The organism is Nocardia puris (assembly GCF_036051655.1).
Classification (GTDB): domain Bacteria; phylum Actinomycetota; class Actinomycetes; order Mycobacteriales; family Mycobacteriaceae; genus Nocardia; species Nocardia puris.
In genome coordinates this window covers 4,721,060-4,734,774 of sequence record NZ_CP107943.1, presented here as the reverse complement: position 1 = coordinate 4,734,774, position 13,715 = coordinate 4,721,060, and the positions used below count along the sequence as shown (strand labels likewise).

The following is a 13,715-nucleotide window of genomic DNA, read 5'->3' as shown; positions in this document are numbered from 1 at the left end:
GATCGTCACGATCGTTGACGTTCGATCGTGCGCGCGATATGGCTGATGAAACTCATTGAGTCGCGTTCGCTGAGGGCTGCCGCGCTGAGTCGTTCGAAGACTGCTTCGCGTGCCTGGACGGGGTGCTTGTCCAGGACGTACCGGACCTCGCCGAGGCTCTCGACGAACGCGAGTTCCAGATCGCCCGCCTGGCCCGGCGAGGGCACGCGGATGAGCGTGAACCGGTCTTCCATGCCGCCGCCAGCCACCCGAGTGGAGAATGGCAGAACCTGAATGGTGATATTGCGGATCTCCGTCCCCAGCCATTGCAGGTGGCGGAGTTGGTCGAGCATCACGTCTCCGAGTGGGTCCCCGTACTCGCGGCGCAGGGCAGATTCGGACAGAATCGCGTGGTAACGCGGCGCATCCGGCTTGACCAGGTTTCGTTGCCGCTCGAGACGCGCCTGTACCCAGTCCTCGACCGTCATGGTCGGGTCGTCGCTCACGACATGCTCGTGGAGCGCCCGCACGTACTGTTCGCTCTGCAGCAGGCCGGGCACGATCTCGGATTCGGTGACCCGAAACCGATTGGCCACCTCCTCCAGGTCGATGAGCAAACGGAGGTCCTCGCGGTAGACACGCCGATGCCCGCTCGTCCAGTACCCGCGAGGCTGCTTGGACTCGCGGCACAGCTGCAACAGCTGGTCGATGTAGCCGGCGTCGGTGACGCCCAACGCCTCGGCGAGCATCTTCAGGTCACCGACCGGGATCGTCGTCAGGCCGGATAGGACGTTGTTTAGCTTCGACTGCGCGTAGCCGATCAGCCGAGCCGCTTCGGCCTGCCGCACACCCGACGTCCGCAGCATGTACGCGATCTCGCGTCCCAGCAGCAGGCGCCGAGCAGTTCGTGTCAAGGCCATGCCCCCACCCTACCTCGTTGAGTCGAATCTCAGATTTCGATTCCCAAAAGTCGATTATCGACTTATGGTTATCGAGTCTCTTGTTATCAGCCTAGCTGGACTCATCCCACCGCCAGGGGGCACCATGTGGCTTGGATACCTACGCACCGACCGACTGCCGGACAGAGCGCACACGGCGACCGTGCGTGACGCCCTGCGCGAGCTGGCCGCTCACCACCATCTGGGTGCGGGTGACGTCTACATCGAGGTCGACGGCCCTGACCCGCAGGCGGCAGTGGTCACCGAACTGTGGGCCGTGCACCGCGCTCTGCTCCTCGAGGACGGCGCCCACCTGCTCGTCCCGTCCCGAGCGCACCTCGCAAACCTCGGCCAGCCGGGCGACGGCGTGGTCCGCCTCATTCGCCACAACCCCCGCACGCAGATCTACTACGTCAGCCCGAGCCACGGCGGCGACGGGCTGCACACGGACCGTACTAGCCTGTCTGCGACCGGCGATGATCATGTCCTGTCCGAATCTGTAGTTCAAGCAGGGCTGACGTGCCTGCCTCAACTCGATGTCGCCGAAGCACTGCTTCGGCGTGGATGGACCGCCGCCGTGCAGCCGGTCGACGCCACCTGCGTCGCACTCCTCGCCGACGCGCGCCAGCGCACCGACCTGTCCGCTGTGATCAGGCTCCTGCACGATCACGACGGCCGCCTTGTCCTCGAACTCGACGAACCCCACCATCAGCGAACCGAACTCACCCCGGACTTGACCACCCGCGCGACGACGCGGGTTTCGAGGTCTGGCCGCACCATCACCCGCTGCATACTGCCCGGCCGATATCCGGAACCACTTGCGAGCGAAATGATCCCGGCTACCACGGGGAGTGCGACGCTATGAGCGCAACGCGGGACCGCTGCCCAGCCGATCAACAGCAAATTCCGGTCTCCGGGCCCGCCGCGCTGCCGAGTCCGGAATATCTGATGGCCGCCTTCCGCGGTCAACTCGACGACCAGTCGCCGATGGCGCGGTGGGCTCGCGATCTTGCCGACCTGTGGGCCCAACTCGTTGCCGCAACCCGCGCCCGCCACGACATTGGTGACCTCGAGTCCGTCCTCTGCGAGATTGCCCAGGTGGTTCGCGAGATCAACTCCTGGAGTGTCTTCTGGTTACCGCGACCGTACGGTGCACGCCGCCACACACGCACCTTCGGAGACGAGGTCAGCCATCTCGCTGGCTCATTCGCGGTGGCATTCACCGAACTCATGCGGCCGGCCCCCGACCACGCCCAGTTGCGCGAGGCGTGGTTCCACCTCGCCGAAGCCCGTGACGGCTACTCCGACCTGCTCGCCGCGATCCACGAGCGTCAGGTGCAACTGCCGGTGGTGTCGCTACCGCTGACCATCTTCGCCGCACCCTCGGCGTAGCCGCTCGCCGCACCGCGTCGACCCCGCCGAGCGCATCGACGCCGACATGCCCGAGACATCGGCGCCCACCACACCCGGAGCGGCGAACGCATCCCGCTACATCTGCTGAACGAACGTCCGCACGCCACATCGCAACCCTGCCAAGGAGTCTCATGTCCCACCTCCCACCAGCCCGACGTCGTGCCGTCACCGCACTGCTCGTGATCGAGGTCGTCCTCGTCGCCGTCAATGCCTACCTCGAGCTGAGAAACCTTCGAGCCCAATGGGGCGCACGCCGAGACGGCCAGTTCCCTCGCAGCTGAGACATTGCGGGCCCCGGTTCCCCTAACCGGATCCGGAATTCTGCGCAATACCCAGCACAACGACACACGTCCCCAGTCGCCGAGGAGTGGATTCAATGCTGAACCACGAAACCCAGCCGGGCTACCTGCACCCCGGAACACTGCAACACGTCCGACGCAACCTTTACGACTGTGCGAACGATCCCGGTGAACTCGAATCCGCGGAAGTCGACAAGGCCGCATCTCTGCATCGCCACTGCTCCACCGGATGCCGAGTTCGCCAGCGATTGGCAGCGACCCACACCACAGGGCACGCACAGCGCGCAACATAGTCAAGGGCACCGGTACGAAATACCGTCATGACGGTGGCGGGCTGGCCGCATGCCCGCAGTAGGGTCTCCCACTCGAAGGGGTCAACGCGAAGGGGCTTCCACACGTTGGCCGTAACTTGCAGTCTCCGTGGCTTGCCTCTGCGCGGGTGATCAGGTCGAATTTCGCGGTGGGCGGATGCGCCAAGTAGTCGCCCCACCGGCAACCGCTCGGGCGCCCGCAGAGTTCGACCCGTTGTTGCACCAACGGCACAACAGCCCCTCGGACCGCGCCGGTGAAGCGATCGTCGTCGATCGCAATTCCCGGCGCGTACCCGCATGCGTGACAATCGGAACAGAATTCGCCTGCAAGCAGCGCACGCATCCGGGCGGGCCCATTTTCGAATCATGGCAGGCGGGCTACCATTTGACCGACTCGTGCAGCGTGCAGCGTTTGCAGTCCTTCCTCGTGAGTGAACGTTCGTCGCCGACCCGTCGCCGAAACGCCCGCTACGATCGTAGGTGAGGAATTCTGACGGTGACGATCGACAAGGGGGAACCAATCTCGTGAAACCTGGTGCGTCGCCGGTTCGCCGCAAGCGCCTTGCCCGTTGGTCTTTGCCTATCCGGGTTCGGGACCTGTTTCTGGAGAGCTACGACGAGTCGTTGCTCAATGTGGCTGTCGCCGCGACACGCGAGGACCCCGATGGAGCCGAACTTCCTGTCGCATCCTTGTGGCGGAGTGTTGCTCGGAATCCGCGGTGGAAGCGATGGCGTGTGACTCCACAAAACGCCGAGCAGCGGTTGCGGGATTTCCGCGCCGGGCTCCGATACGGTCCCCACGGCGATCGATTCCACTCGCGGCGCACGAGGCGACTGCTCCGCAGCGCGTTGCGAGAGCTGTCGCCGAATGATCCGGCCCACGGCGAGCTCGCGGCCTCCATGGTCGCACTTGCCCCGCCCCCGGACTGGGACGACTCGGTCACGTCGTAGGCGCAGGCGTGCGGTCAGCCCGTGGTCGGGATCGGTCGCAGGTGCCTCCACGGTGTGCGCAAGGCGTGGGCGAACGCGCGTCGGCTGCTGGGCCACGGGTTGGTGAGACGGCCGCTGCTGTGTGTGAACCAGCTGGGTGTGGCGGTCCACACGGTCGTGCTCAGTGCGTGGTCGAGGCGACGCTGGTAGTCCTCGGCGACCTCGACGTCGACCTCGATGGCTTGTGCTCCGATTTCGCGTCGCCACCGCAGTGCTTGGATGATGTAGTCGATCTGGTGTTCTTTCATGGCCGGATTGCTGTGCGCGGGGCTGAACGTGTTGGGGCCCGCGAGCAGAAACAGGTTGGGGTATCCCTCGATGAGCGTGCCCAGGAACGCAGTTGGCCCGCTCCGCCATTGGTGCGCGAGTACGCGGCCGTCTCGGCCACGTACCGTGATCGGCGCCAGAAAATCTGTCGCGTGAAATCCTGTGGCGTAGATGATGACCTCGGCGCGGCGGTGGCGGTCGGTGGTGGCGACGCCGGTGGGTGTGATCGCGGTGATGGGTTCGGTGACCAGTTCGACATTTTCCCGGTTGAGGGTCGGGTAGTACCGGCTGTCGAGGATGATGCGCTTGCCGCCGATCGGGTAATCGGGCGTCAGCTGCTGGCGCAGTCGCGGGTCTGTGATGGTTCGACGCAGATATCGGCGCGCCATGCGCTCGGCGGGTACCGCCGACCAGCCACGGCGCATGATCGGTGCCAGCACCACGTCTGCGGCGAGGTCGAGCGCACAGCGGTAGAGTGCGTGCGCCCCAGGGATTCTCAGCGCAGCCTGCGACATCGGGCCGAAATCGTCGCCCGGTTTGGGCATAACCCAATGCGGATTGCGCTGATACAGTCGCACGCGTTCGGCCCGTTCGGCGACGTGCGGAAGGATCTGCGCTGCACTGGATCCGGTGCCGATGACGGTCACGTCCCGGTCGGTGAGATCGACACGGTGGTCCCATCGTGCTGTGTGGAACGCTGGCCCGGCGAAGGACTCACGTCCGGGAATGTCGGGTAGCTTCGGCCGGTGCAGCTGTCCGACCGCGAACACCACGATATCCGTGCTGATCGCTTCCCCGCTGGCGGTGGTCAGGTCCCAGTACCCGGGTTCGTGGTAGGTCGCGGCGCTGATCGCGGTGTTCAGCCGCAGGACCGGAGCGAGCGAGTTCGCTTCTGCCACTCCTCGCAGGTAGTCCAGGGTGGCGGCCTGGCCGGGGTAACGCACGGTGGCGTCGCGATAGGGCGAGTGCGAATAGGAGTACAGGTGCGCCGGGACATCGCAGGAACATCCGGGATAGGTGTTGTCCCGCCATACGCCGCCGATGTCTGACCCGGCGTCGACCAGTAGAAAGTTGTCGTCGACGACTTCGGAGGCCCGCAACGCCGCTGCCATGCCGATCCCGCCGAAACCCGCGCCGACGACCACGAGCTGGTAGCGATGGGATCGCCGCGGTCGGCCGGTCGCGGTCGATGACAGCCGCCCGGTCATAGTGAATACCCACTGTCGAGATCGCTGAATATGACCTGACCTGACCATTCGACGCCGGTGTCGGTGCCTCTCGCGTCGGTCCCGGCGTACGGCACGTAATCTGCACGAGGCGGTTCACCGGCAGCGGTATTCATCGACGCGGAGTGCTCGGCGGTCTGCGTTGTCGCCGACTTCCATGCGTCTCGGTAGTCCGTCGTGGAAATCTGCGCCAACCGTTCCGCGATGCGCTCGACGATGTCGTGCGGAGATCGTTTCATTGGAATGAGTTCGAGGAAATAGTCGGCAGGCAGCCCTGCCTTGTTGAGGCCGAAATGTTGACGGCCCACGCGGCCGATGTCCCGCGCAGCGAGTCTTGTCCACAGATCGTGGATCTCAGCAGCGGATTTCTTGACGGCGCGGGCGAACCCGACAGTAACCCAGCGGTCTGCGCTGTGGCCCCAAATCCCCGACATGACCGCTTGTTCGTCAGGGGCATCCGAATGCAGCAGTGCGGTGATGACGACGGCGCGGGCGTGCATCACCGTCACAGCGCGCTCCATGCTTGCCGCCGCCGCAAGATCTTCGGGGGGATGCAGGACCCGGTGAGCGGCCTCGGTTACCATGTATCGACGCAGATCGCGGATATCGCCGAGCAACGCATCCAGCTACCTTTGCCGGTTGTTGGGACCGCTGGCGGTCGGCAACGATTTCGGGTCCCAGCGGCCGCCCTGCTCGCCGAGCAGGCGAGCGTGAGCTATCCAATTCTGCGGGACCCCGCCCGACAAGGCGGCCATTTCCATGCCGCCCACCAGCGACCCCGCACTGGCTTCCGCATGGATTGCCGCAAGAATTTTCATGTGCAGTCGATTCATGGAAATTTCCTTTTGCCGATCTTCCGCGCACGCGGCGACCTGTCGTGGGGCCGACGCTGTGCGGGGCCTATTTTCGTTCGAGGTCCCCGAAATCCAGCCACCCAGCGGGGCGGGGCGGCGGTGTAGGTCGAACTTTCCTGTCCCCGCCCGTCCTGTGACGTGCGCGGTGGTCGAAGACCGGTTTGTGTGGGCGTGTGGTGTGGTCTGCTGATTGCGGGACGTCACGGTTCTGCTCCGGGTACCGGTGGTTGTGCTGTATCCATCCCGTGGTCATCCATCCCGGGGTCCGGAGTTGGGTCGTGGGTGGTGTCCCATGCGTGGCTGAGTTCGGGGGGCAGCGCCGCCTCGATCGCGGCACCGACGCCGGGCTGGGTCACGCTGTCGTGTAAGTCGGCGGCGAGTTCGCGTGCGGTGGCGAACAATTCGTTCACGGGCGCGGTGTGGCCGTCCGGTTCGGTCAATGTCGGGGCTCCGCGCCGACGGCGGAGTCCGATCACCGAGCTGCGTAGGGTGTCGGCAATTCTCGGAGTGGTGTATTCGCGCCATGCCGCCACGACCTCGCCTATGGGTTCGCCGATATGGTTCTCGATCGCCGCTGCCAGCATCCCGGCGTCGGGCTTCCACACCGGGACGTCTCGGGTCGGGGGTTTCGACAGCGTTGCCGCGGTGACCTGAGCGCGTACGTAGGCGGCGACGGCGTTTCGGCGTAGTTGCCGCGCCGCGACGGAATCGGGGTCGCCGGCGATGTCGTCGATGCCCAGGTGCCGTTCGCGGACCACCGCCAGGGCGACCATCTCGATCACTGCTGCCCGGTCGGCCCGCACGCGCGGCCACGAGCCGCGCTGCGGCACCCACAGCGGCGTCGGGAACGTCTGCGTCGGCGACCATGGGCGACCCTCGCGGCCGGCGGCGCGAGCGCGAGCCACCCACGCCCGAGGGGCGCCCCGATCGACGGCATCGCGCTCGACATCGCGGCGGGCGAGGTCGATCCGGTCCGCCTGCCGCTCCGCCGTGGGATCACCGTGTCCCGGCACGGCCCGGGCGCTGCGCAGCCGACCGGCCTCGGCGGCCAATTCCTGGATCCTCCGCAGATCCAGCACCTGACCTGATGCCAGGTGCGCGGCCTTCACCCACGGCGGCTGCGGTGCGCCCTTCATCGCCATGAGCGCCCCCGCTCGGTGTCGGGGTGGCGTCGTGTACGCGCGGCGCGCCGATCACGCCGGCCGGCCGAGTCCCGCGCCGGCCTCGCACCGGCGGTTCGGCGCTCGATGATGTCCGGATTCATGCGATCGCCTGGCGCTAGAGGCCCATGTCGAAGCCCGCATCCGGCCAGATGGCATCGGTCGGGTCGAAGGTCAGATCCGGGATGACAGCCCCTCGGGCCAGGCCTTTGAGATCCAGTGTCGCGACCGCCCTGCCCACCAGATGGTGCAGTTCTTCCACGCTGGGGACCAAGACGTCGGTAGGCAGATCTTCCGCCCTCACACCCGCGCCGGCGCGCACTGCGGCCTCGTCGGCGTCGTCGGCGTCGTCGAGCCACGACAGCGTGCGCCATCGTTCACGCAACCGGGTGCGGCTGAAGTTGAACACCGCTGATCTCACCGCGAGTTCCCAGCCGTCCTCGGTGGCAGGAATGAGTCCTGCGAGGTCGGCAGCACCGAGTTGCCCCGAATAGGCGAGCGCGACAATGGTTTCGCGCAGCGTTGTCACGTTCTCGCGGAGTTGGTGGCGCACGTCGGCGGGCAGCCCTGGGGCGAACCATGAATGATCGGCCTGTGCGGCGGTCGACATCTCGACAATGCTCCACATGCGTTCTGCGATGCCGTCGACGGCGCGGCGAGCCACCGGATGCTGCGGAGAATCGCCGGGCGGCAGCCAATCCGCGTTCGTGGCGCCATGGGAGGCTTCCCGATCGATCGTGCGAATCAGTTCGACCGGGATTCCCTGTCCTTCGGCGCGGACGTAGAGAGCCAGCCGTGCCGCGCCGCGTTCATGCAGTTCGTCTCGCCAGGCGTGCAGTGCACCGCGATCCCCGCCGGGCCGAGCCCGAGGGAACCCCTCCTCGAGCAGGTAGTAGAACAGGATCGCCTCGCCGAACGCTCGGCGGGCCAGGCGCGCTTGCCAGTCGCGCAACTCAGCCATCAGCACGACCCCCTTCGTTCGGGGCTGTGGCGTAATGGGTTGTGGTAGTTCACTTTTTAGGTCCTGTCGCTGGTGTCATCGGAGACCCGGAGCGTGGGGGTTCCAGCGGTAGCCGTCGGTGGTGTGGTGGGTGATGTGACCGAATTGGGCGTCGGCGAAATGCACGGCGAATCCGAGGGTTCCGGGCGCGGCGAGGTCGTCGATGAGCCGGGCCGCGGTTCTGCGCGAGGCGATCGGGTCGTCGTCGGGGGCGGCGGTCAGGTCGGGGTGGGTCACCTGTAGCGGCGTGGTGAGGGCGTCACCGATCGCGGCCAGCCGCTGCCCTCGGGAGGTGACCAGATAGCCGGTGTGGCCGAGGCTGTGTCCGGGCAGGGCGATCGCTCGCACGCCGGGAAAGATCTCCTCTCCGGCGGTGATGGTCGTGACCTGCCTACTGAATCGATCCAGGAAGACTTGCGCGGTGCCGTCAGCGATCGCGAGATCTGTTCTGGCCCACTCGGTTTCCCCGACTACGACGCGGCTGTGGGCGAAGGGCCCGGGTTCCGGGGTCAGGCACAGCCAGCCGATGTGGTCGAGGTGCAGGTGGGTCACCGCGATCAGCTCGATGTCTGCGGGGTTCTTCCCGGCTGCGGCGAGGCTGTCGAGCAGTCCGCCGCCGTGTAGGGTGCCGACGTCGGTGGGGACGCTGAGTGGCCCGAAGCCGGTGTCGATCAGCATGGCCCGGTCACCGTGTTCAATCAGCAGGGCGCCGAGGCTGGCGGTGAGCCAGCCGTCGGGGTCGATGAGGTGGGCGTGGTCGATCCACAGGTCCTCACTCGCGCCGGGCAGCCACATGCCGGGGTTGAGGAGCCCGACTCCGTCGGGCAGGTAGGTCACGCGCAGATCGCCGATGAAGATCGAGCGCTGAGCGCCCGGTCGGGTGAATTGGGTTGTCGCTGAATGGGATAGCTGAGCCATGAGTGGTTCCTCCGTGATTGTGCGGGTTAGAGGGTTTTCGTGTGGGTTGGGATGGCGAGCGCGCTGTGGGTTCCGGTTCCACGCGGTCGTCGTCTGGGGCGATTTCGGCCCGGGAGGGGCGTGGGGCGCGGCGCGTCGGCTGGTCACGGCCGTTCCGCGGCGTCGAGCCCGGGTGGCGCCGTCCCGAGTCCGGTGTCGGGCACCACCCAGTACGGGTTGTCGTGATCCGGTTCGGTGTCGGCGTCTGCGCGGGTGACGGTGTGGGGTGCGGTGCCGGTGAGGTTGGCTGCGGCGATCGCTGTCCCCGCATCGGCGGCAGAGGCTGGGCCCGTGACGGATTCGATATCGGCCGCTCGGGCCAGTGCCGTGCGGATATCTCGGGTGAGGTCTGCGTTGCTGGTGCGGACCGTGGTGGCGTCGAGGGGGTGCACTCCCGCGCTGGCGGCGGCGTGGACCCGTCGCCGGTACATGCCGGTGTCGCGTCGCGCGGCGGTGATCCACGCGGTGCGCGCGGTGTCGTCGTCCAGATCGCGCACCATGGCCGCGCCCCGGCCGATCCACTCCCGCGGGCCGCGGGTCCAGACCTGGCGCATCTCGTCGCGATCCAGCCGCAGCAGTCGCGTGATCACCAACGCGTAGGATCTGATGTCGGTCATCGCGTGGTCGAATTGCCGTGCCAACCGGGGATCTTCACGGGCGCCGAGGACACCGTGGCGAGCGTTGAGCGCGGTCATCTCCCGTAGCACGCTCACGTCCGCGCTCACGGCGGTGAGCAGTGAGTCCCGGTACACGCGCCCCACCGGCACCGCCCGATACTGCATCCATCGCCCGCCGCGCTCGGCGTAGGACTGCATCGCGGCGATCCACTCCGGTGCCACGCCCCCAGCGCGCGCGAGCTCCAGGAGGTGGTTGTGTGCGCTGATCGCGGCTTCCAGGGCCGCATACTCCGTGTGATTCATCGGCGCGGAGCCCGATTCAGCCGCGACGAGGATTCCGTGCAGCCGGTGGTGGGCGGCGCGGAGTCGGTTGAGCACTCTGCGCTGCATCGCGGTCGGCGTCACAACCTCGACCTGATGGGTCATCACGACCACCCCGCCCGGATGGTGGCCTTCAGTGTGGTTCTGGCGACTCGACCAACGGGGTCCCGGCGTGCGTTGCGCTCACGGGTTGTCTCGTGGCGGGGCGGGGCGGAGGTCATGATGGCCCGCCGATCGGATCGGGATCGGGCCCCGGCGTGGCGTGCTCGACGCCGGTCGCGGGCTCGGCCGCGTCGTCGGCGAACCGATCCCATTCTTGGGTGCCGGTCAGCCCGGCGTCGCGTAGGGCTGTGCTCGCAGTGCCCGGGAAGGGGTTTCGCCAGCGGTGGATGATCGCGGACCGGTCGAGGCGGGTGCGGGTGCCGCGCACCAGATCGGTTGGCCGGGTGGTCACCGGCACGTCGGTGGCGGGAGGCACGCCCGCGCTCGCCGCCGCGGCGGTTCGCCGGCGCAACCCGCTGGTGTCGGTGTCGGCGGCGTCATACCATCGTGCGCGCACGACAGCGGGATCCAAGCCCGAGACCCGGGCTGCGGCGTCGGTCTCCCATGCGCCGGGGTCGCTGGTCCAGATCTCGCGTGTTTCCTCCGGTTCCAGGCCCAGGAGTTTGGTGACGATCAGCGCGTCGGCGCGTCTGTCCCGCATGACCGTGTGCAGGCGGCGTGCCGCCTGACGGTTCTCGGCGAGGCCCGCTGGCCCGTACCGCGCGTCCAGCCCGGTGATCGTGCGCAACGTCGCGACGTCGTGGGTCACGCGGGCGACCAGGTCCGCGCGATCGACGTGTCCGGTCGGTAGTTCGGACAACTCGCGTACGGGCGCGCCCGGGTTCATCACTTGCTGGGTCGCGGCGATCCATTCCGGCGGGATCCCGCCCGCCAGAGCGAGCTGGATCAGCGCGTGCTGCCGGTCGATCTCGGTTTCCAGTCTGGACAGCGTGCGTCGATCGATGTCGCGGGCGCTGGCCAATGCGTGGTGCAGTCGCTGCTGTTCGGTGTTCAGTCGCCGGATCACGCTGCGCTGCACGATGTTCAGATGGTCCGGTGACACCGGGTGCGAGACCATCACCGCCACCGCCTCGATACGCGTACCGCCGCGGTATCCGCGTTGTCGGGGCCTTCGACCTGTGCGGGCCGGCCGGGGTTTGGGGTGCTCGATGGGTTCGGTGTCGTGGTGGCAGGGTGCCCGGGAGTCCCGGGCACGGGGGCTGCTGTGCTCACGAATGACCTCCGTCGTGTTGGGTTCGGTCCGAGTCGATGGGCTCGGCGGGAGGTCCCTGGTGCCTTGTCGGGGCGAGCATCGCGGTCCTTACCCGTGACCGATGCCGGTGCCCGCCTGTCGGGGTTCGAGCGGAGCTAGGTTCAGCTTTGTGTGTCGGTCATTGGTTCACTCCCTCGTTCGGTGCCGTGGCCGCAAGATCTTGGGGCGCCCGGTCCGTCACAGCCAGTACCCGTCATCGGGTTGGACGAATTCCGTTGTTCCAGTGTCATTTTCGAGATTTTCGACGGTGATCGGGGCGTGGGGTGTGGAGGCGTGGCTGAACGTCGCCTGCGGGGAAGGGTCGTTGCCAGGTAGTTCCCGAGCCGCGCCGCCGAGGTCGGCCGCGTCGATCGCCGTGCCGGCTCCTGCTTCTGCGGTGTCCAGTTCGGTGGTGATCAGGGCGACCAAATCGCGGGGTCTCGCCGGTGGCGTGAACGCTCTGGTCCTGGTGAGCCGGATTCCGGTTTCCTCCGCGGCGATCGCCTCCCAGCCGTGGTCCCAGCCGTACGGGGATCGTGCCGCGGACCGCCATTCCGCGCTGATCCGGGCGGGATCGAGACGGGCGCTGTCGGCGGTGGCCGTGCGGACCCAGGCGCCCGTATCGCCCCACAGCGTCTTCGGCTCAGCTCCGCTGACACCGGCCAGCCGTGCGACCGCGACGCTGCGGCGCCACATCGCCGCCATGACGAACTCGACCGATTCGGCGGTGGTGGGGTCCTCGGCGTGCAGGCCCAGACGGTGGGCGGCCGCGTCCACTCCGGTGTACCAGCGCAGCTTGCTCCAGTCATCGCGTAGCCCGGCCAGCACGGTGGCGCGATCGGCGCGCACCGCGGGTTTGGGTAGTGCGACGCCGGGGTGCCAGATCAGTCCTGCGCGTGCGCTGTCGGCCACCTCCCGTACCCAGGCTTCGGGCACACCGGCCGCGCTGGCGAGCCGCTCGAGCGCCTCGAGGGTCGAGACGAGGGTGTCGATGTCCTCCGTTGTCTCCACGGACCGGTCTCGGCCACCGCGCCAGCCCGATCGCGAGGCCGGCTCGGCGAGTTCACGCGCCAGGCTGTGCCACTCGCCCAGGGTGCGCAGCACTTTCGTTTGCAGCGGGGTCGGCTTGGCCATCACGCCGCCTCCCTCGCTGAGGCAGTCCCCCGCAGCGCCCGGGGGACGCGGTTTACCGATGCGGTCACCGCGAGCAGCGGGATCGACTGTCGACGCGGCTGGTCGCCCCTGCGTATCGTGTCGGCCTCGAGTTGTTTCGGTCCTGTGACGGCCGGTGGCATGTGCGGCACGGTGTGGTGGCTGTCGCGGGCGCCGGGTGCGGCGCGGTCGGGGCGCAGTCGTGGTGGACTGCCGGTCACGACAGCTCCGGATCGTTGGATCGAGCGGTATCGAGATCGGTTTCGGGCCACGGATTGCATTGGTCACCTCCGGGGTCGGTCGTGGTCGGATCTGGAGAATCTTCCTGTCCTTCGCGGTGGGTGGGGTCGTGCGCGGTGACGTCGGTCACGACCGCCTCGGGCACCGCTCGGATCGGCCAGGGCGAGAGCGGGGCTGGCGATCCGGCAGGGTTGTCGCGGCCGAGTTCGGTTCGCGCGGCGGCGATCAGTGCCCCGGGTTCGGCGTGCACCGGCACGACCGCCCGCCCGTCCTGCACTCGGATTCCCGCCCTGGTCAGTGCGCGGTATTGCGTGTCGTGATCGGGGTCGATGCTGCGCGCCGCATGGATTCGGCGTCTGGTGAGAGCACCACGATCGAGCACCCGGACGGAGTCGGTGGTGCGGGCGATCCAGTCGGATTCGCCTGTGCCCCAGAGCCGCTGCGCTTCACCAGGTGTCAGCGCGAGCAGGTCGCTCAGCGCCAGGGCACGGTTCATCCCCACCTCGATACCGGCGCTCAGGACCGCGTCCAGTCTCGCGTCCGAGGGCGGCGCCAGGGTCGGGACCACGGCTTCCAGTCTCATCAGTTCGCGCAGCCGGTCGATGTCGCCGTGCAGGGCATCCAGCAGCACCTCCCGATCGACCGGAGCCGCATGCAGGTGGGGCCGCAGCCCGGCAGGCCATCGTCGTCCCAACTC

General features: G+C 67.7%; 13 protein-coding genes. 2 read left to right on the top strand and 11 right to left on the bottom strand.

The genetic code is table 11. The features are described from left to right. Positions 1-5: 5 nt before the first annotated feature. The gene (locus OHB21_RS21770) at positions 6-899 is read right to left on the bottom strand and encodes a helix-turn-helix domain-containing protein (protein ID WP_195126723.1); all 894 of its coding nucleotides are present in this window, start codon (positions 897-899) and stop codon (positions 6-8) included. 64 nt (positions 900-963) lie between these two features. On the opposite strand from OHB21_RS21770, the gene OHB21_RS21765 reads away from it, so the two are divergent. Further along, positions 964-1,782, top strand: a complete 819-nt coding sequence (locus OHB21_RS21765) for a hypothetical protein (RefSeq protein WP_328435782.1) — start codon at positions 964-966, stop codon at positions 1,780-1,782. Positions 1,783-1,865: 83 nt separating this feature from the next. After that, positions 1,866-2,309, top strand: coding sequence for a hypothetical protein (locus tag OHB21_RS21760; RefSeq protein ID WP_328435781.1), 444 nt, complete (start codon positions 1,866-1,868; stop codon positions 2,307-2,309). Positions 2,310-3,905: 1,596 nt separating this feature from the next. Here OHB21_RS21760 and OHB21_RS21755 read toward each other — a convergent pair. The 10 genes from OHB21_RS21755 to OHB21_RS21710 form a co-directional block, all read right to left on the bottom strand. Beyond that, a complete protein-coding gene (locus OHB21_RS21755; RefSeq protein ID WP_195126720.1) occupies positions 3,906-5,405 on the bottom strand; it encodes a flavin-containing monooxygenase in 1,500 nt (499 codons plus the stop codon). Next, positions 5,402-6,040 carry a hypothetical protein gene (locus tag OHB21_RS21750; RefSeq protein ID WP_195126719.1) on the bottom strand — a complete coding sequence of 213 codons (639 nt, stop codon included), beginning with the start codon at positions 6,038-6,040 and terminating at the stop codon, positions 5,402-5,404. The genes OHB21_RS21755 and OHB21_RS21750 overlap by 4 nt, the downstream gene beginning before the upstream one ends. Before the next feature lie 9 nt (positions 6,041-6,049). Continuing rightward, complete coding sequence (locus tag OHB21_RS21745) at positions 6,050-6,256, bottom strand: hypothetical protein (RefSeq protein WP_195126718.1); 207 nt, start codon at positions 6,254-6,256, stop codon at positions 6,050-6,052. 221 nt (positions 6,257-6,477) lie between these two features. Continuing rightward, a complete protein-coding gene (locus OHB21_RS21740; RefSeq protein WP_195126717.1) occupies positions 6,478-7,419 on the bottom strand; it encodes a hypothetical protein in 942 nt (313 codons plus the stop codon). Between the two features lie 136 nt (positions 7,420-7,555). After that, positions 7,556-8,398: a hypothetical protein gene (locus OHB21_RS21735; RefSeq protein ID WP_195126716.1), complete on the bottom strand. Its 843-nt coding sequence runs from the start codon at positions 8,396-8,398 to the stop codon at positions 7,556-7,558. A 75-nt stretch (positions 8,399-8,473) separates the two neighbouring features. Next, positions 8,474-9,355, bottom strand: coding sequence for an MBL fold metallo-hydrolase (locus OHB21_RS21730; protein ID WP_195126715.1), 882 nt, complete (start codon positions 9,353-9,355; stop codon positions 8,474-8,476). 143 nt (positions 9,356-9,498) lie between these two features. Then, positions 9,499-10,437, bottom strand: coding sequence for a hypothetical protein (locus OHB21_RS21725; RefSeq protein WP_195126714.1), 939 nt, complete (start codon positions 10,435-10,437; stop codon positions 9,499-9,501). 112 nt (positions 10,438-10,549) lie between these two features. After that, positions 10,550-11,455: a hypothetical protein gene (locus tag OHB21_RS21720; RefSeq protein WP_195126713.1), complete on the bottom strand. Its 906-nt coding sequence runs from the start codon at positions 11,453-11,455 to the stop codon at positions 10,550-10,552. Positions 11,456-11,824: 369 nt separating this feature from the next. After that, entirely contained in the window at positions 11,825-12,760 is a 936-nt protein-coding gene (locus OHB21_RS21715; RefSeq protein WP_195126712.1) for a hypothetical protein, read from the bottom strand. A gap of 235 nt (positions 12,761-12,995) precedes the next feature. Continuing rightward, positions 12,996-13,649: a hypothetical protein gene (locus OHB21_RS21710; protein ID WP_328435776.1), complete on the bottom strand. Its 654-nt coding sequence runs from the start codon at positions 13,647-13,649 to the stop codon at positions 12,996-12,998. Positions 13,650-13,715: the final 66 nt, after the last annotated feature.